Genomic DNA, 17,657 nt, shown 5'->3' on the forward strand with positions numbered 1-17,657 from the left:
AAGCGGCTCCCGGTAAAGAGAAATCTTCTGTTCATGTCGTAAATCTTGAGGATAACCAAATGGTAGAAAGAACCGCTGTTTTCCCTGCTGGCCGACATTCACTGTATGCTGAGCATCGTTATTCTGCGGCTATTCGTTCCGGCGATTTGCTGTTTGTTTCCGGGCAAGTAGGAAGTCGAGAGGACGGAACACCAGAACCCGATTTTCAGCAACAAGTCAGACTGGCATTTGATAATTTGCATGCGACCCTGGCAGCTGCGGGATGCACTTTTGACGATATCATTGATGTTACGAGCTTCCATACCGATCCAGAAAACCAATTTGAAGACATCATGACAGTGAAAAATGAAATATTTAGCGCCCCACCTTATCCAAACTGGACGGCGGTGGGTGTTACATGGCTGGCAGGCTTTGATTTTGAAATTAAAGTGATAGCGCGCATCCCTGAGCAGTAAGCAATAGTGTTAGCCGTTCGCTTTCACACTCCGCCCTATAAGTCGGATGAATGGAATAAAATGCATATCTGATTGCGTGAAAGTGAAAAAGGAAAAAGCAGGGAATGTCTGCAATTATTGATACCGAAGGACAGTTCCCCTGCAGAATCACATCAAATAAAAATGCATATACCTTGACTTTTAATTCAAATAAACCGTTTGCGCTGACAAAATATTGCATCAAATGCTTGCACCGCTTCTGACGATGAGTATAATGCCGGACAATTTGCCGGGAGGATGTATGGTTCAGTGTGTTCGACATTTTGTCTTACCGCGTCTGAAAAAAGACGCTGGCCTGCCGTTTTTTTTCCCGTTGATCACCCATTCCCAGCCCCTCAATCGAGGGGCTTTTTTTTGCCCAGGCGTCAGGAGATAAAAGATGGCTAATCCGCTATATCAGAAACATATCATTTCCATAAACGACCTTAGTCGCGATGACCTTAATCTGGTGCTGGCGACAGCGGCGAAACTGAAAGCAAACCCGCAACCAGAGCTGTTGAAGCACAAAGTCATTGCCAGCTGTTTCTTCGAAGCCTCTACCCGTACCCGCCTCTCTTTCGAAACATCTATGCACCGCCTGGGTGCCAGCGTGGTGGGCTTCTCCGACAGCGCCAATACATCACTGGGTAAAAAGGGCGAAACGCTGGCCGATACCATTTCGGTTATCAGCACTTACGTCGATGCGATAGTGATGCGTCATCCGCAGGAAGGTGCGGCGCGCCTGGCCACCGAGTTTTCCGGCAATGTACCGGTACTGAATGCCGGTGATGGCTCCAACCAACATCCGACGCAAACCTTGCTGGACTTATTCACTATTCAGGAAACCCAGGGGCGTCTGGACAATCTCCACGTCGCAATGGTTGGTGACCTGAAATATGGCCGCACCGTTCACTCCCTGACTCAGGCGTTAGCGAAGTTCGACGGCAACCGTTTTTACTTCATCGCGCCGGACGCGCTGGCAATGCCGCAATACATTCTGGATATGCTCGATGAAAAAGGGATCGCATGGAGTCTGCACAGCTCTATTGAAGAAGTGATGGCGGAAGTAGACATCCTGTACATGACCCGCGTGCAAAAAGAGCGTCTGGACCCGTCCGAGTACGCCAACGTGAAAGCGCAGTTTGTTCTTCGCGCCAGCGATCTCCACAACGCCAAAGCCAATATGAAAGTGCTGCATCCGCTGCCGCGTGTTGATGAGATTGCGACGGATGTTGATAAAACGCCACACGCCTGGTACTTCCAGCAGGCAGGCAACGGGATTTTCGCTCGCCAGGCGTTACTGGCACTGGTTCTGAATCGCGATCTGGTACTGTAAGGGGAAATAGAGATGACACACGATAATAAATTGCAGGTTGAAGCTATTAAACGCGGCACGGTAATTGACCATATCCCCGCCCAGATCGGTTTTAAGCTGTTGAGTCTGTTCAAGCTGACCGAAACGGATCAGCGCATCACCATCGGTCTGAACTTGCCTTCTGGCGAGATGGGCCGCAAAGATCTGATCAAAATCGAAAATACCTTTTTGAGTGAAGATCAGGTAGATCAACTGGCATTGTATGCGCCGCAAGCCACGGTTAACCGTATCGACAACTATGAAGTGGTGGGTAAATCGCGCCCCAGTCTGCCAGAGCGCATCGACAATGTGCTGGTCTGCCCGAACAGCAACTGTATCAGCCATGCCGAACCGGTTTCTTCCAGCTTTGCCGTGCGAAAACGCGCCAATGACATCGCGCTCAAATGCAAATACTGTGAAAAAGAGTTTTCCCATAATGTGGTGCTGGCCAATTAATTGCGGTTGGTAATAAAAGTCTGGCTCCCTATAATGAGCCAGACTTTTTACCGCTGTAATAAAGGAGAAATCATGAGCAAAACTATCGCGACGGAAAATGCACCGGCAGCTATCGGTCCTTACGTACAGGGCGTTGATCTGGGCAATATGATCATCACCTCCGGCCAGATCCCGGTAAATCCGAAAACGGGCGAAGTACCGGCAGACGTCGCTGCACAGGCACGTCAGTCGCTGGATAACGTAAAAGCGATCGTCGAAGCCGCAGGCCTGAAAGTGGGCGACATCGTTAAAACCACCGTGTTTGTGAAAGATCTGAACGACTTCGCAACCGTTAATGCTACCTACGAAGCCTTCTTCACCGAACACAATGCCACCTTCCCGGCACGTTCTTGCGTTGAAGTTGCCCGTCTGCCGAAAGACGTGAAGATTGAGATCGAAGCGATCGCTGTTCGTCGCTAATCTTGATGGAAATCCGGGCTATCATGCCCGGATTAAGTCTGATGACAAACGCAAAATCGCCTGATGCGCTACGCTTATCAGGCCTACGTGATTCCTGCAATTTATTGAATTTGTTGGCCGGATAAGGCATTTACGCCGCATCCGGCATGAACAAAGCTTACTTTGTCTGCAATCTGAATCGGGGCTATCGTGCCCAGTTTATTCTTTACTGCCAGCCGTAACGACGGCTATAAAATCCTTTCACCAACTGAGTTAATGTCATATACCCTGCCAGAATCGCAACCAGCCACGGGAAATAGCTTAACGGCAGCGCCTGCAGCTGCAGATAACTGGCCAGCGGTGAAAACGGCAATGCGATCCCGACAATCATCACGATCACGGTCATGATCATTAACGGCCACGATGCACAGCTCTGAATAAACGGCACACGGCGGGTGCGGATCATATGCACAATCAGCGTTTGCGACAGTAAGCCCACCACAAACCATCCCGACTGGAACAGCGTTTGCGTTTCCGGCGTGTTGGCATGGAATACCCACCACATCAGGCAAAACGTCAGAATATCGAAGATCGAGCTGATCGGTCCGAAGAAGATCATAAAGCGCCCCAGATCCGCCGGATTCCAACGCTGCGGCTTTTGAATTTGCTCGTCGTCGACGTTATCAAACGGGATCGCCACCTGTGACACATCATACAGCAGGTTCTGAATAAGCAAGTGTAACGGCAACATCGGCAGGAAGGGCAAGAAAGCACTCGCCACCAGCACGCTGAACACATTACCGAAGTTGGAGCTCGCCGTCATTTTGATGTATTTCAGCATGTTGGCGAAAGTGCGACGTCCTTCAATAACCCCCTCTTCCAGCACCATCAGGCTTTTTTCCAGCAGGATGATATCAGCCGCTTCACGGGCAATATCTACCGCGCCGTCCACAGAAATGCCGATATCCGCAGCGCGTAAGGCGGGCGCATCATTAATACCATCGCCCATAAAGCCAACCACATGCCCTTCGCGCTTCAGTAAGGTCACAATGCGTTCTTTATGCATCGGCGTCAGGCGGGCAAACAGCGTGGTGCGCTGTGCGAGATTTGCCAGTTCGTCGTCAGATAGCGTTTCAATATCACTACCAATGACCACCTCTCCCGCGTCCAGCCCCACTTCATGGCACACTTTCGCTGCAACTAACTCACTGTCGCCAGTAAGGATTTTTACGGTGATTCCACTCGCTTTTAATGCCTTCAGTGCCGGAGCGGTTGTCTCTTTTGGCGGATCAAGGAAAGCAATATATCCTTCGAGGATCAGGTCGGATTCATCCGCCCGCTGGTAATCTCCTTCACGCGCTGGCAGGTATTTCGTCGCCACCGCAACCACGCGCAGCCCCTGACGATTCAGCGTATCAGTAACCCGCTTAATCTTACGCAGCATAATGTCATCGAGCGGCACAATCTCGCCATTGTGACGCACCTGCGAACACACATTGAGGATTTCCTGCAATGCACCTTTGCAAACCAGCTGATGGTGCTCGGTATTTTCTGCCACTACCACCGACATCCGACGACGCTCGAAATCAAACGGAATCTCATCAATTTTTTGCCAACGACTGGCCAGCGAGCGCGCTGACTCTTCATCCGTACCTTCGAGCACCGCTGTATCGAGCAGGTTTTTAAGTCCGGTCTGATAATGACTGTTCAACCACGCGCTATGCAGCACGCGTTCGCTGGTTTTACCGGAGATATCGGTATGATTCTCCAGCACAATTTTGTCCTGTGTCAGGGTGCCAGTTTTATCAGTGCACAGAATATCCATTGCGCCAAAGTTCTGAATAGCATCCAGATGTTTGACGATCACTTTCTGTTTCGACAGCTTTACTGCGCCGCGCGCCAGCGTCGAGGTAACAATCATCGGCAACATTTCCGGCGTTAAGCCTACCGCGACCGAAAGCGCAAACAGTGCCGCTTCCCACCAGTCGCCTTTGGTGTAACCGTTGATAAGCAACACCACCGGAGCCATCACCAGCATAAAGCGAATCAGCAGCATACTGACGCGGCTGATCCCCTGCTGAAAGGCATTCGGCTCGCTTTCCTGCTCACTAACACGCCCCGCCAGTTGACCAAACCAGGTATTGGCTCCTGTAGCAATCACCATTGCTTGTGCCGTGCCGCTCACCACGGTGGTGCCCATAAAACACAGGGTGTCACACTCCAGCGGATTGCTGTGCTCCGGCTGGCGAGTGGTAGCGGCTTTTTCCACGGGCAGAGACTCACCGGTTAACGACGCCTGAGCGACGAACAGATCCCGCGCCTGCAAGATACGTAAATCTGCCGGGATCATATCCCCCGCCGCCAGTTTTATAATATCGCCGGGCACCAGCTGGTCGATCGGGATCTCCAGCCAGCCATTTTCGCCTTTGTCGTTAATTACGCGCAGCACCGTCGCGGTATTGCTGACCATCGCTTTCAGGGCATCTGCCGCTTTAGTGGAACGTGCTTCCTGAATAAAGTTCAGCAACGTAGAAATAGCGACCATTAGCGCGATAACGCCCGCGGCAAATAAATCTTCCGTGGCGTAAGAAATAGCGCCGAGAATGGTGAGTAAAATATTAAATGGGTTGCGATAGCAGACCCATAAATGTACCCACCACGGCGACGGTTGTTGTGCGGGTAATTTATTTTCACCATGTTGTTCGCGGGCAGATTCCACTTCCGCCTGATTTAACCCTTCCGGATGGGTGTCGAACGTTTTCCACAATTCTTCTTCGGGCATCACCGCCATTTTCAGGCAATGCGCACTTAAGGACGGCGGGACCACCGTATTCACTGTCTGCTGCGCGCCAGGCAATGGATCACGATGAACCAGACGGGAAGGTAAATGGCGAATGAGCCGGGTAAAGATTTCTTTAAACATAAGGAGTCCCTCCGCACTGTCTGAAACAGTACAGAAATGTCTTCAGGCGTGGCGAAGCCTTACCTGAAGGTAATAAAGCTGAGCAGGGACGTTAAAACGTCACGGCCTTACGCATCCGGTAACGCCGTGAAAAGACGGGCTTACCGGAAAAGTTTTAATCTCCGTCGAGGGAGAGGCGTGGGATCAGGTTCCATATAACCTCCGGTAAGTGAATAAAGCGCCGCAAATAATAAGGAGAATCCAATAATATTCGTAGCATCTATGGCGATATAATACCTGCTGGCAACTAAACCAACGATAAACCAGACTTTACCCATTGCTGAATGCACGGGTAAAGTTAGGCTCAAATAATTAAACAACACGTTACAGGACAACAGGATGCAAAATCGGCTGACCATCAAAGACATCGCACGCTTAAGCGGCGTGGGGAAATCTACAGTTTCCCGGGTGCTGAATAACGAAAGCGGCGTGAGCCAGCGCACCCGCGAGCGTGTTGAAGCAGTGATGAATCAGCATGGATTTTCCCCTTCCCGCTCTGCGCGCGCTATGCGTGGGCAAAGCGATAAAGTGGTCGCCATCATTGTTACCCGCCTGGATTCGTTGTCAGAAAATCTCGCCGTTCAAACCATGCTGCCAGCGTTCTATGAACAAGGTTACGACCCAATCATGATGGAAAGTCAGTTTTCCCCGCAATTAGTTGCCGAACATTTGGGGGTGCTGAAACGGCGTAATATCGACGGCGTAGTGCTGTTCGGTTTTACTGGCATAACAGAAGAAATGTTAGCCCACTGGCAGTCATCGCTGGTTCTGCTGGCGCGTGACGCAAAAGGTTTTGCTTCGGTCTGTTATGACGACGAAGGGGCAATCAAGATCCTGATGCAACGGCTGTATGACCAGGGGCATCGTAATATCAGTTATCTCGGCGTGCCGCATAGTGACGTGACGACCGGGAAGCGACGTCACGAAGCCTACCTGGCGTTCTGCAAAGCGCATAAACTGCATCCCGTTGCCGCTCTGCCAGGCCTTGCTATGAAGCAAGGCTATGAGAACGTAGCAAAAGTGATTACGCCTGAAACTACCGCCTTACTGTGCGCAACCGACACGCTGGCACTTGGCGCAAGTAAATACCTGCAAGAGCAACGCATCGACACCTTGCAACTGGCGAGCGTCGGTAATACGCCATTAATGAAATTCCTTCATCCGGAGATCGTCACCGTAGATCCTGGTTACGCCGAAGCTGGACGCCAGGCGGCCTGCCAGTTGATCGCACAGGTAACCGGGCGCAGCGAACCGCAACAAATCATCATCCCCGCCACCCTGTCCTGATCGTTTCCTGAACGATAAATTGTGATCTTCGCTGCGTTTCGGGAACGTTCCCGTTTTTAAATTTTTCCGCGCAATATATTCTGCAGCCAACCAAAAATGTCATCTGCCATGGGGCTTTATGATGAGCAAAATAAACCAAACGGATATCGATCGGTTGATTGAACTGGTCGGCGGGCGCGGCAATATTGCGACGGTGAGCCACTGTATTACTCGCCTGCGCTTTGTCCTCAACCAACCGGCCAATGCCAGACCGAAAGAAATTGAGCAACTCCCCATGGTGAAAGGCTGTTTCACCAATGCCGGGCAATTTCAGGTGGTGATTGGCACCAACGTGGGTGATTACTATCAAGCACTAATAGCGTCAACCGGACAGGCGCAGGTTGATAAAGAGCAGGTAAAAAAAGCCGCCCGGCAGAATATGAAATGGCATGAGCAGTTGATCTCTCATTTCGCGGAGATCTTCTTCCCGTTGCTGCCCGCGTTGATTAGCGGCGGTTTGATCCTCGGTTTTCGCAATGTGATCGGCGATTTGCCCATGAGCAACGGTCAGACGCTGGCGCAAATGTACCCTTCCCTGCAAACGATCTACGATTTTCTGTGGTTGATCGGTGAAGCGATCTTCTTCTACCTGCCGGTCGGTATTTGCTGGTCAGCGGTGAAAAAAATGGGCGGCACGCCGATCCTTGGTATCGTGCTTGGCGTGACACTGGTTTCTCCCCAGCTGATGAACGCTTATCTGCTCGGGCAGCAGCTGCCGGAAGTGTGGGACTTTGGCATGTTCAGCATCGCCAAAGTGGGCTATCAGGCACAGGTGATCCCGGCACTGTTAGCCGGGCTGGCACTGGGCGTTATTGAAACTCGCCTTAAACGCATCGTACCGGATTACCTCTATCTGGTGGTGGTGCCCGTCTGTTCGCTGATCCTCGCGGTGTTCCTCGCCCATGCGCTGATTGGTCCGTTTGGTCGCATGATTGGCGATGGCGTTGCCTTTGCGGTACGTCACCTGATGACCGGCAGCTTTGCTCCGATTGGTGCGGCATTGTTTGGCTTCCTGTACGCGCCGCTGGTGATCACCGGCGTACACCAGACCACCCTTGCTATTGATTTGCAGATGATTCAAAGCATGGGTGGCACGCCAGTGTGGCCGCTGATTGCGCTGTCGAATATCGCTCAGGGCTCCGCCGTGATAGGCATTATCATTTCCAGCCGCAAGCACAATGAGCGCGAGATCTCCGTGCCTGCCGCTATCTCCGCCTGGCTTGGGGTCACTGAGCCTGCAATGTACGGCATCAACCTGAAATATCGCTTCCCGATGCTGTGCGCGATGATTGGTTCTGGTCTGGCAGGATTGCTATGCGGCCTGAACGGCGTTATGGCGAATGGTATCGGCGTAGGCGGCCTGCCGGGAATTCTCTCGATTCAACCGAGCTACTGGCAGGTGTTTGCGCTGGCAATGGCTATCGCCATCATCATCCCGATTGTACTCACCTCGTTTATCTATCAGCGGAAATACCGCCTGGGCACGCTGGACATTGTTTAATTTTCTTCGGGGCGCAATTGCGCCCCCTCGCATTTGCAGGAATAACGTAATGACTAATCTTCCCCACTGGTGGCAAAACGGCGTTATCTACCAGATTTATCCAAAGAGTTTTCAGGACACCACGGGTAGCGGCACCGGCGATTTACGTGGCGTTATCCAACGCCTGGACTATCTGCATAAACTGGGCGTTGATGCCATCTGGCTAACCCCCTTTTATGTCTCTCCCCAGGTCGATAACGGTTACGATGTAGCGAACTATACGGCGATTGATCCCACCTACGGCACGCTGGACGATTTTGACGAACTGGTGACGCAGGCAAAATCGCGCGGGATTCGTATCATTCTCGATATGGTGTTTAACCATACCTCTACCCAACATGCCTGGTTTCGCGAGGCGCTGAACAAAGAAAGCCCTTACCGCCAGTTTTATATCTGGCGCGATGGCGAACCAGAAACACCACCGAACAACTGGCGTTCAAAATTTGGCGGTAGTGCGTGGCGCTGGCATGCGGAAAGCGAACAGTACTATTTGCATCTCTTTGCACCAGAACAGGCGGATCTCAACTGGGAGAATCCAGCGGTACGCGCAGAGCTGAAAAAAGTCTGTGAGTTCTGGGCCGATCGTGGGGTTGACGGGTTGCGCCTGGATGTGGTGAATCTGATCTCCAAAGACCCGCGTTTCCCTGAAGACCTGGATGGCGACGGGCGTCGCTTCTACACCGACGGACCACGAGCACACGAGTTTTTGCACGAGATGAACCGCGATGTGTTTACGCCACGCGGGTTAATGACCGTAGGTGAAATGTCCTCCACCAGCCTTGAGCATTGCCAGCGATACGCGGCACTGACAGGCAGTGAATTATCGATGACCTTTAATTTTCATCACCTGAAGGTCGATTATCCCGGTGGTGAAAAATGGACGCTGGCTAAACCTGACTTTGTGGCGTTGAAAACATTGTTCCGCCACTGGCAACAAGGAATGCACAACGTAGCATGGAATGCCTTGTTCTGGTGTAACCACGATCAGCCGCGCATTGTTTCTCGCTTTGGTGATGAAGGTGAATACCGCGTGCCTGCGGCAAAAATGCTGGCGATGGTGCTGCATGGCATGCAGGGAACGCCGTATATCTACCAGGGCGAAGAGATTGGCATGACCAACCCGCATTTCACGCGCATTACTGACTATCGCGACGTGGAGAGCCTCAATATGTTTGCCGAGCTACGCAACGATGGGCGTGATGCCGACGAGTTATTGGCAATCCTCGCCAGCAAATCCCGTGACAACAGTCGCACACCCATGCAATGGAGCAACGGCGATAATGCCGGGTTTACGGCTGGCGAACCGTGGATTGGCTTGGGCGATAACTATCAACAAATCAACGTAGAAGCCGCGCTGGCCGATGATTCCTCGGTGTTTTACACCTACCAAAAGTTAATCGCACTGCGTAAGCAGGAAGCCATCCTGACATGGGGCAATTACCAGGATCTGCTGCCAAACAGCCCTGTATTGTGGTGCTATCGCCGTGAATGGAAGGGGCAAACCTTGCTGGTCATTGCCAACCTTAGCCGTGAGATCCAACCCTGGCAGCCAGGGCAAATGCGCGGCAACTGGCAGCTTGTGATGCATAACTACGAAGAAGCCTCACCACAACCCTGTGCCATGACTTTACGGCCTTTTGAGGCTGTCTGGTGGTTACAGAAGTAAGTATCCGCTAAGCCCCGGGAATGCCTGTCATTCCGGGGTTTTGTCTGTCAGCATGTTGTTTTTGTTGATTTTTCAACCAGCAAATTCATTAAAAAATTTACATAACGCTGTAGCGCCCGTCATCCGTACGCTCTGCTTTTTACTTTGAGCTACATCAAAAAAAGTTCAAACATCCTTGATGCAAAGCACTATATATAGACTTTAAAATGCGTCCCAACCCAATATGTTGTATTAATCGACTATAATTGCTACTACAGCTCCCCACGAAAAAGGTGCGGCGTTGTGGATAAGCGGATGGCGATTGCGGAAAGCACCGGAAAACGAAACGAAAAAACCGGAAAACGCCTTTCCCAATTTCTGTGGATAACCTGTTCTTAAAAATATGGAGCGATCATGACACCGCATGTGATGAAACGAGACGGCTGCAAAGTGCCGTTTAAATCAGAGCGCATCAAAGAAGCGATTCTGCGTGCAGCTAAAGCAGCGGAAGTCGATGATGCCGATTATTGCGCCACTGTTGCCGCGGTTGTCAGCGAGCAGATGCAGGGCCGCAACCAGGTGGATATCAACGAGATCCAGACCGCAGTTGAAAACCAGCTGATGTCGGGTCCATACAAACAACTGGCTCGTGCTTACATCGAGTACCGTCACGATCGCGACATTGAACGTGAAAAACGCGGTCGCCTGAACCAGGAGATCCGTGGTCTGGTCGAGCAGACCAACGCCTCGTTACTCAACGAAAACGCCAACAAAGACAGCAAGGTGATTCCAACCCAGCGCGACCTGCTGGCCGGGATCGTGGCTAAACACTATGCACGCCAGCACCTGCTGCCGCGTGACGTGGTGCAGGCACATGAGCGTGGCGATATTCACTATCACGATCTCGATTACTCGCCGTTCTTCCCGATGTTCAACTGCATGTTGATCGACCTGAAAGGCATGCTGACCCAGGGCTTTAAAATGGGGAACGCCGAGATTGAACCGCCGAAGTCGATCTCTACGGCAACCGCGGTAACTGCGCAGATTATTGCTCAGGTCGCCAGCCATATTTATGGCGGCACCACCATTAACCGTATCGATGAAGTGCTGGCGCCGTTTGTTACCGCCAGCTACAACAAACATCGCAAGACCGCAGAAGAGTGGAACATCCCGGACGCCGAAGGCTACGCTAACTCTCGTACCATCAAAGAGTGCTACGATGCCTTCCAGTCGCTGGAGTACGAAGTAAACACCCTGCACACCGCCAACGGTCAGACGCCGTTTGTAACCTTTGGTTTTGGTCTGGGCACCAGCTGGGAATCGCGCCTGATTCAGGAATCGATCCTGCGTAACCGTATCGCAGGCCTCGGTAAAAACCGTAAAACTGCGGTGTTCCCGAAACTGGTGTTTGCGATTCGCGATGGTCTGAACCATAAAAAAGGCGATCCGAACTACGACATCAAACAGCTGGCGCTGGAGTGCGCAAGCAAGCGCATGTATCCGGATATCCTGAACTACGATCAGGTAGTGAAAGTCACCGGTTCGTTTAAAACCCCGATGGGCTGCCGCAGCTTCCTCGGCGTGTGGGAAAATGAAAACGGCGAGCAGATCCACGATGGTCGTAACAACCTCGGCGTGATCAGCCTGAACCTGCCGCGTATTGCTCTGGAAGCAAAAGGCGATGAAGCCACCTTCTGGAAGCTGCTGGATGAACGTCTGGTGCTGGCACGTAAGGCGCTGATGACCCGTATCGCTCGTCTCGAAGGCGTGAAAGCGCGCGTGGCCCCGATCCTCTATATGGAAGGTGCTTGTGGCGTACGTCTGAATGCTGACGATGATGTTTCTGAAATCTTCAAAAACGGTCGTGCGTCTATTTCGCTGGGTTACATCGGCATCCACGAAACCATTAACGCGCTGTTCGGCGGCGAGCATGTTTACGACAACGAGCAGCTTCGCGCGAAAGGTATCGCCATTGTTGAACGTCTGCGCCAGGCAGTGGATCAGTGGAAAGAAGAAACGGGTTATGGTTTCAGTCTCTACAGCACGCCGAGTGAAAACCTGTGCGACCGCTTCTGCCGTCTCGATACTGCTGAGTTTGGCGTGGTGCCGGGCGTGACCGATAAAGGTTACTACACCAACAGTTTCCACCTCGATGTGGAGAAGAAGGTGAACCCGTACGACAAGATCGACTTTGAAGCGCCTTACCCGCCGCTGGCGAACGGTGGTTTCATTTGCTACGGCGAGTATCCAAACATTCAGCACAACCTGAAGGCGCTGGAAGATGTCTGGGATTACAGCTATCAGCATGTACCGTATTACGGCACCAATACACCGATTGATGAGTGCTACGAGTGTGGCTTTACCGGTGAGTTCGAGTGCACCAGCAAAGGCTTCACTTGCCCGAAATGTGGTAACCATGACGCCTCCCGTGTGTCGGTGACTCGCCGCGTGTGCGGATATTTAGGTAGCCCGGATGCACGTCCATTTAACGCCGGTAAGCAGGAAGAAGTTAAGCGCCGCGTTAAACATTTGGGGAATGGGCAGATAGGTTAATCTTCACTCTACGTTAAGCAAATGCCGGATGCGGCGTAAACGCCTTATCCGGCCTACATGGCAACAACGATTGTAGGTCTGATAAGACGCGACAGCGTCGCATCAGGCGTTGATTACCGGATGCATCCTATACGCGGACTGATAAGCCAGGCGAAACAATGAATTATCATCAGTACTATCCTGTCGACATCGTCAACGGCCCCGGCACTCGCTGCACCCTGTTTGTCTCCGGGTGTGTTCATGAATGCCCCGGTTGCTATAACAAAAGCACATGGCGGGTAAATTCCGGTCAGACATTTACTAAAGCAATGGAAGACCAGATTATTAACGATCTGAATGACACTCGTATCAAACGCCAGGGTATTTCCCTCTCCGGCGGCGATCCGCTGCATCCGCAAAACGTGCCGGATATTCTGAAACTGGTAAAACGCATCCGCGCCGAGTGTCCGGGTAAAGACATCTGGGTGTGGACAGGCTATAAACTCGACGAACTCAACGCTGCGCAAATGCAGGTTGTTGATTTGATTAACGTACTGGTCGACGGCAAATTTGTGCAGGATTTAAAAGACCCTTCCCTGATCTGGCGCGGCAGCAGCAATCAGGTGGTGCATCATTTGCGATGATAAGTTCCCTGTTACCTGAGTGCAGGCAACAGGGAAATGAGGAATTAACGATACTTCTGGTGATAGGCGTTGCGGGTCGTTTTCAGTTGCTCTGCAGCAGCCTGCGCTTCTTTTACTTTACCTTCATTTGCCAGCTTCAGCGCGTCGTCAATCTGACCGACCAGAATGTCGAAACCGTGGCGGAAATCTTTCATTTCCGGGCTGTCCGGTGATTTATCTTCGAGCTTCGGCGGCGTTGCTTTTTGCGCATCCAGCGCTGCGGCGCGCATCTTCGTTAACGCGTCTTTGACTTGCGCCGCGTTATCCGCTTTTTCGATCACTTTTAAATTGTCGTTGAGGGTTTCCATATTGTCTTCAAGATCAGCGGCAAACGACGCAGAACTGAATACCAACGAGGAGACTGCAAGAATAGCTAACAGGCTTTTACGCATTGCTCACTTCTTTTTTTATTTACACTTCATCCTTCACACTGCCTCATCGACGGCTACGCTCATTCGCCCGGGTCACGTACTGCGAGTACGCTCCCCGGCCCTCATTCACTTTCCGTCTCGATGCAGTGCGAATGATTTTGTGTAATTTTTTAGTTTATAGCGCGGCAGGTCGCGCCAGTTTTTTACTGCCCGGCGATTTTCATCTCCGGCAACAGCACAGAACCACACTGTATATTACTGCGTGTTTCAATATCGTTACCGACGGTGACAATATTGCGCCACATATCTTTTAAATTACCTGCGATGGTGATTTCACTAACGGGATACTGAATTTCGCCATTCTCTACCCAGAAGCCCGCTGCACCACGGGAATAATCACCGGTAATGGCACTCACGCCCTGGCCCATCAGCTCCGTCACCACCAGCCCGGTGCCCATCTCTTTGAGCATTTGTTCGAAGCTTAGCCCTTGTCCGGCAATCCGCCAGTTGTGAATACCGCCCGCATGTCCGGTGCTTTTCAGCCCCAGTTTCCGCGCCGAGTAGCTGGTCAGCAGCCACTGAGTCAGGATGCCATCTTTAATAATATCGCGACGCTCGGTGCGCACACCTTCGCTGTCGAATGGCGTCGACGCCAGCCCTTTCAGCAGATGCGGATGCTCTTCAATGGTCAGCCAGTCCGGCAGAATTTGTTTACCCAGCGAATCCAGCAGAAAGGTAGATTTACGGTAAACCGAGCCACCCGCTATCGCCCCCACCAGATGGCCAAAAAGCCCGGTTGCCACTTCATTGGTAAAAATGACTGGCGCTTTCATGGTGGAGAGTTTACGCGGTGACAGGCGCGATAAAGTACGGCGAGCACAGTCGGCCCCAACCCACTCTGGCGTTTGCAGATCGCTCATCGCACGACCAATGGTGTAGGCGTAATCACGCTCCATATCGCCATTTTCTTCGGCAATTACACAGCTGGAGAGTGAATGACGCGTAGAGCAGTAACCCTGCAACATGCCGTGGCTGTTGCCAAAAACTTTGACACCGTAGTGGCTGTTAAAACTGCCGCCTTCGGTATTGGTAATGCGTTTGTCCGCCTGCAATGCCGCCTGTTCTGCGCGGGCCGCCAGTTCAATGGCATCATCCGGGGAAATTTCAGCAGGGTGGAACAAGTCGAGATCTGGTGCGTCAAAGGCCAGCAGCTCTTTGTCTGCCAGGCCGGCACAGGGATCTGGCGAGGTATAACGGGCAATATCCAGCGCCGCCTGTACAGTACGGGCAATGGCCTGCGGGCTTAAATCGGTGGATGATGCGCTACCTTTGCGGTTCTGGTGATAAACAGTGATCCCCAGCGCGCCATCGCTATTGAATTCAACATTCTCCACTTCACCATAACGCGTGCTTACGCTAATGCCGGTGGTCTTGCTGACGGCAACTTCCGCACCGTCCGATTTGCCTGAGGCCAACTCCAGCGCAGTGGAAACTGCTTCTTCCAGAATCTTGCGCTGCGCTTCAACTTGAGAGATTACTTTCATTGCAAGTGCCATAATGTAGAGAGTTTCTCTGAAGTCTAACAGAGAACCGTTTTTCAGTGCGCATCTTAACTGGTAACATTAGCCTCTTTTTTTAAGGAGCCTGAGATGACTAAGCAGCCCGAAGACTGGCTCGACGACGTTCCCGGTGATGACATCGAAGACGAAGACGATGAAATTATCTGGGTCAGTAAAAGTGAAATTAAACGTGATGCCGAGGAGCTAAAACGCCTTGGCGCGGAAATTGTTGATCTGGGGAAAAACGCGCTGGATAAGATCCCGTTAGATGCGGATCTGCGCGCGGCTATTGAGCTCGCCCAGCGTATTAAGATGGAAGGTCGCCGCCGCCAGTTGCAGCTCATCGGTAAGATGCTGCGCCAGCGCGATGTAGAACCGATCCGTCAGGCGCTGGATAAGCTGAAAAACCGTCACAACCAGCAGGTGGTGCTGTTCCATAAACTGGAAAACCTGCGCGATCGTCTGATCGATCAAGGTGATGACGCCATCGCTGAAGTATTGAATCTGTGGCCCGATGCCGATCGTCAGCAACTGCGTACACTGATCCGCAACGCGAAGAAAGAGAAAGAAGGGAATAAGCCGCCGAAATCCGCACGCCAGATTTTCCAGTATCTGCGCGAACTGGCGGAGAATGAAGGGTAATTTTCGTTGTTGATGTGAGTATGGTTTGCCGGATGCGGTGCACCTGTAGGCCTGATAAGACGCATCAAGCGTCGCATCAGGCACTATGCTCAAATGCCGGATGCGGCGTGAATGCCTTATCCGGCCTACGCACACTATCTCAGGCTGAGGCCGAATTACTGCGCAGCTTCCGCCTTCTTCGCCAGACCATCCAGCAGTTTCTGATGGATCCCACCAAAACCGCCGTTGCTCATCACCAGAATATGGTCGCCAGGCTGAGCGGTTTTCACCACCATATCTGCCAGCGTATCCACATCGCCACTCCAGTGTGCAGGCTGAACGCAGGCTTCTGCCACTTCTGCCACCTGCCACGGAATATGCGCCGGTTGAAGCAGGAAGACTTCATCGGCACGACCTAATGAAGGTGCCAGATCGTCTTTGCAGATCCCCATTTTCATGGTATTCGAGCGCGGTTCCAGCACAGCAATAATGCGCGCCGTACCACCAACTTTGCCACGCAGCGCCGCCAGCGTTGCCAGAATCGCCGTCGGGTGATGGGCAAAATCGTCATATACCGTGACGCCATTCGCTTCACCACGCAACTCCAGACGGCGACGAGCATTAATAAACGAACCCAGCGCGTTAGCGGCATCTGCCGGCGCTACACCAACATGGCGAGCCGCTGCAATCGCCATCAGGCCATTGTGCATATTATGTTCGCCTACCAGCGACCATTTCACTTCGCCCACTTTTTCGCCATCCAGCAAAACTTCCCATTCGGAAGCATCGGTGGTCAGCTTTTTCGCCTGCCAGTGACCCTGCTCGCCCACCAGCTCCTGCTCGCTCCAGCAGCCCATCGCCATGGTCTGTTTCAGGTTGATGTCGTTTTCTGGCCAGATAATACGGCCCTGCCCTGGAACGATACGCACCAGATGGTGGAACTGTTTCTGGATCGCTTTCAGGTCGTCAAAGATATCGGCGTGATCGAACTCAAGGTTGTTGAGGATCAGCGTACGCGGGCAGTAATGAACAAATTTAGAGCGTTTGTCGAAGAAGGCGCAGTCATACTCATCCGCTTCGATAACAAAGAAGTTGCTTTCGCCCAGACGCGCCGAAACCTCAAAGTTCCCCGGCACACCGCCGATCACAAATCCCGGTTTGTAACCGCACTGTTCCAGAATCCAGGTCGCCATTCCCGCGGTGGTGGTTTTGCCATGTGTACCGGCAACGGCCAGCACCCAGCGGTCGCGCAGCACAAAATCGTGCAGCCACTGTGGACCTGACATATAAGGGATGTTTTTTTCCAGTACCGCTTCCACACACGGATTTCCACGGGTCATGGCGTTGCCAATAATCACCAGATCCGGCTGCGGATCGAGCTGGCTGGCATCGTAACCCTGAATCAGTTCAATGCCTTGCTTCTCAAGTAAGGTGCTCATCGGCGGATACACATTGGCGTCCGAACCCGTTACTTCATGGCCTAACTGGCGCGCCAGCATCGCCAGACCGCCCATAAACGTGCCACAAATTCCTAAAATATGAATGCGCATACGTCACTATCCTTTTTTAATCTGCCGCTCATTTTACGCATATGTCGGGCAAGTGAGAAACGCATTTCAGGATAATCCGCAATTTGCTGGCGCGATTCACCTGAGCGCAACATTCCGATTATTTGTTAAGATTGTTACGGTCGCTTT

The 17,657-nt window shown here is 52.1% G+C and carries 16 protein-coding genes; 11 read left to right on the forward strand and 5 right to left on the reverse strand.

Annotated features, from left to right (window positions below):
* Positions 1 to 59 precede the first annotated feature (59 nt).
* From AB4H76_RS20365 to ridA, 5 genes are all read left to right on the forward strand, one after another.
* A complete protein-coding gene (locus AB4H76_RS20365; RefSeq protein WP_000230281.1) occupies positions 60 to 455 on the forward strand; it encodes a RidA family protein in 396 nt (131 codons plus the stop codon).
* A gap of 280 nt (positions 456 to 735) precedes the next feature.
* Positions 736 to 870, forward strand: coding sequence for a pyr operon leader peptide (gene pyrL / locus AB4H76_RS20370; RefSeq protein WP_001296693.1), 135 nt, complete (start codon positions 736 to 738; stop codon positions 868 to 870).
* A 3-nt stretch (positions 871 to 873) separates the two neighbouring features.
* Positions 874 to 1,809 (forward strand): aspartate carbamoyltransferase, encoded by a 936-nt coding sequence (pyrB, locus tag AB4H76_RS20375; protein WP_000013046.1) that lies wholly within the window; start codon positions 874 to 876, stop codon positions 1,807 to 1,809.
* A gap of 12 nt (positions 1,810 to 1,821) precedes the next feature.
* Positions 1,822 to 2,283 carry an aspartate carbamoyltransferase regulatory subunit gene (pyrI, locus tag AB4H76_RS20380; RefSeq protein ID WP_000148581.1) on the forward strand — a complete coding sequence of 154 codons (462 nt, stop codon included), beginning with the start codon at positions 1,822 to 1,824 and terminating at the stop codon, positions 2,281 to 2,283.
* 72 nt (positions 2,284 to 2,355) lie between these two features.
* Positions 2,356 to 2,742 (forward strand): 2-iminobutanoate/2-iminopropanoate deaminase, encoded by a 387-nt coding sequence (ridA, locus tag AB4H76_RS20385; RefSeq protein WP_000047539.1) that lies wholly within the window; start codon positions 2,356 to 2,358, stop codon positions 2,740 to 2,742.
* 205 nt (positions 2,743 to 2,947) lie between these two features.
* On the opposite strand, the gene mgtA is transcribed toward ridA, so the two are convergent.
* Together mgtA and mgtL are read right to left on the reverse strand one after the other, a co-directional pair.
* On the reverse strand, positions 2,948 to 5,644 hold the full coding sequence (gene mgtA, locus AB4H76_RS20390; RefSeq protein ID WP_000471889.1) for a magnesium-translocating P-type ATPase: 2,697 nt from the start codon (positions 5,642 to 5,644) through the stop codon (positions 2,948 to 2,950).
* Between the two features lie 140 nt (positions 5,645 to 5,784).
* The gene (mgtL, locus tag AB4H76_RS20395) at positions 5,785 to 5,838 is read right to left on the reverse strand and encodes a mgtA regulatory leader peptide MgtL (RefSeq protein WP_001387276.1); all 54 of its coding nucleotides are present in this window, start codon (positions 5,836 to 5,838) and stop codon (positions 5,785 to 5,787) included.
* 184 nt (positions 5,839 to 6,022) lie between these two features.
* Here mgtL and treR point away from each other — a divergent pair, with 184 nt between their 5' ends.
* The 5 genes from treR (at position 6,023) to nrdG (ending at position 13,370) form a co-directional block, all read left to right on the forward strand.
* Positions 6,023 to 6,970 carry a trehalose operon repressor TreR gene (gene treR / locus AB4H76_RS20400; RefSeq protein ID WP_001181324.1) on the forward strand — a complete coding sequence of 316 codons (948 nt, stop codon included), beginning with the start codon at positions 6,023 to 6,025 and terminating at the stop codon, positions 6,968 to 6,970.
* 118 nt (positions 6,971 to 7,088) lie between these two features.
* Positions 7,089 to 8,510, forward strand: a complete 1,422-nt coding sequence (gene treB / locus AB4H76_RS20405) for a PTS trehalose transporter subunit IIBC (protein WP_001299664.1) — start codon at positions 7,089 to 7,091, stop codon at positions 8,508 to 8,510.
* 49 nt (positions 8,511 to 8,559) lie between these two features.
* On the forward strand, positions 8,560 to 10,215 hold the full coding sequence (treC, locus tag AB4H76_RS20410) for an alpha,alpha-phosphotrehalase (protein WP_000183355.1): 1,656 nt from the start codon (positions 8,560 to 8,562) through the stop codon (positions 10,213 to 10,215).
* 393 nt (positions 10,216 to 10,608) lie between these two features.
* Entirely contained in the window at positions 10,609 to 12,747 is a 2,139-nt protein-coding gene (gene nrdD, locus AB4H76_RS20415; protein ID WP_000187778.1) for an anaerobic ribonucleoside-triphosphate reductase, read from the forward strand.
* A gap of 158 nt (positions 12,748 to 12,905) precedes the next feature.
* Positions 12,906 to 13,370: an anaerobic ribonucleoside-triphosphate reductase-activating protein gene (gene nrdG, locus AB4H76_RS20420; RefSeq protein ID WP_001106238.1), complete on the forward strand. Its 465-nt coding sequence runs from the start codon at positions 12,906 to 12,908 to the stop codon at positions 13,368 to 13,370.
* Between the two features lie 44 nt (positions 13,371 to 13,414).
* Here the strand turns inward: nrdG and cybC are convergent, their stop codons facing one another.
* Positions 13,415 to 13,801: a cytochrome b562 gene (gene cybC / locus AB4H76_RS20425; protein ID WP_001232240.1), complete on the reverse strand. Its 387-nt coding sequence runs from the start codon at positions 13,799 to 13,801 to the stop codon at positions 13,415 to 13,417.
* Positions 13,802 to 13,983: 182 nt separating this feature from the next.
* Entirely contained in the window at positions 13,984 to 15,336 is a 1,353-nt protein-coding gene (gene pmbA, locus AB4H76_RS20430) for a metalloprotease PmbA (protein ID WP_121689851.1), read from the reverse strand.
* 93 nt (positions 15,337 to 15,429) lie between these two features.
* Here pmbA and yjgA point away from each other — a divergent pair, with 93 nt between their 5' ends.
* Entirely contained in the window at positions 15,430 to 15,981 is a 552-nt protein-coding gene (gene yjgA / locus AB4H76_RS20435) for a ribosome biogenesis factor YjgA (RefSeq protein WP_000166270.1), read from the forward strand.
* A 155-nt stretch (positions 15,982 to 16,136) separates the two neighbouring features.
* Here yjgA and mpl read toward each other — a convergent pair whose 3' ends face one another.
* A complete protein-coding gene (mpl, locus tag AB4H76_RS20440; RefSeq protein WP_001219806.1) occupies positions 16,137 to 17,510 on the reverse strand; it encodes a UDP-N-acetylmuramate:L-alanyl-gamma-D-glutamyl-meso-diaminopimelate ligase in 1,374 nt (457 codons plus the stop codon).
* Positions 17,511 to 17,657: the final 147 nt, after the last annotated feature.

The organism is Escherichia sp. UTM R2 (genome assembly GCF_048593455.1).
In the GTDB taxonomy this organism is placed as follows: domain Bacteria; phylum Pseudomonadota; class Gammaproteobacteria; order Enterobacterales; family Enterobacteriaceae; genus Escherichia; species Escherichia coli.

Excerpts from the sequence above, each read along its gene's own strand:
- AB4H76_RS20365 (WP_000230281.1), top strand. The coding sequence starts at position 60 with ATGGTAGAAAGAACCGCTGTTTTCCCTGCTGGCCGACATTCACTGTAT.
- pyrL (WP_001296693.1), top strand. The coding sequence starts at position 736 with ATGGTTCAGTGTGTTCGACATTTTGTCTTACCGCGTCTGAAAAAAGAC.
- pyrB (WP_000013046.1), top strand. The coding sequence starts at position 874 with ATGGCTAATCCGCTATATCAGAAACATATCATTTCCATAAACGACCTT.
- pyrI (WP_000148581.1), top strand. The coding sequence starts at position 1,822 with ATGACACACGATAATAAATTGCAGGTTGAAGCTATTAAACGCGGCACG.
- ridA (WP_000047539.1), top strand. The coding sequence starts at position 2,356 with ATGAGCAAAACTATCGCGACGGAAAATGCACCGGCAGCTATCGGTCCT.
- mgtA (WP_000471889.1), bottom strand. The coding sequence starts at position 5,644 with ATGTTTAAAGAAATCTTTACCCGGCTCATTCGCCATTTACCTTCCCGT.
- treR (WP_001181324.1), top strand. The coding sequence starts at position 6,023 with ATGCAAAATCGGCTGACCATCAAAGACATCGCACGCTTAAGCGGCGTG.
- treB (WP_001299664.1), top strand. The coding sequence starts at position 7,089 with ATGATGAGCAAAATAAACCAAACGGATATCGATCGGTTGATTGAACTG.
- treC (WP_000183355.1), top strand. The coding sequence starts at position 8,560 with ATGACTAATCTTCCCCACTGGTGGCAAAACGGCGTTATCTACCAGATT.
- nrdD (WP_000187778.1), top strand. The coding sequence starts at position 10,609 with ATGACACCGCATGTGATGAAACGAGACGGCTGCAAAGTGCCGTTTAAA.
- nrdG (WP_001106238.1), top strand. The coding sequence starts at position 12,906 with ATGAATTATCATCAGTACTATCCTGTCGACATCGTCAACGGCCCCGGC.
- cybC (WP_001232240.1), bottom strand. The coding sequence starts at position 13,801 with ATGCGTAAAAGCCTGTTAGCTATTCTTGCAGTCTCCTCGTTGGTATTC.
- pmbA (WP_121689851.1), bottom strand. The coding sequence starts at position 15,336 with ATGGCACTTGCAATGAAAGTAATCTCTCAAGTTGAAGCGCAGCGCAAG.
- yjgA (WP_000166270.1), top strand. The coding sequence starts at position 15,430 with ATGACTAAGCAGCCCGAAGACTGGCTCGACGACGTTCCCGGTGATGAC.
- mpl (WP_001219806.1), bottom strand. The coding sequence starts at position 17,510 with ATGCGCATTCATATTTTAGGAATTTGTGGCACGTTTATGGGCGGTCTG.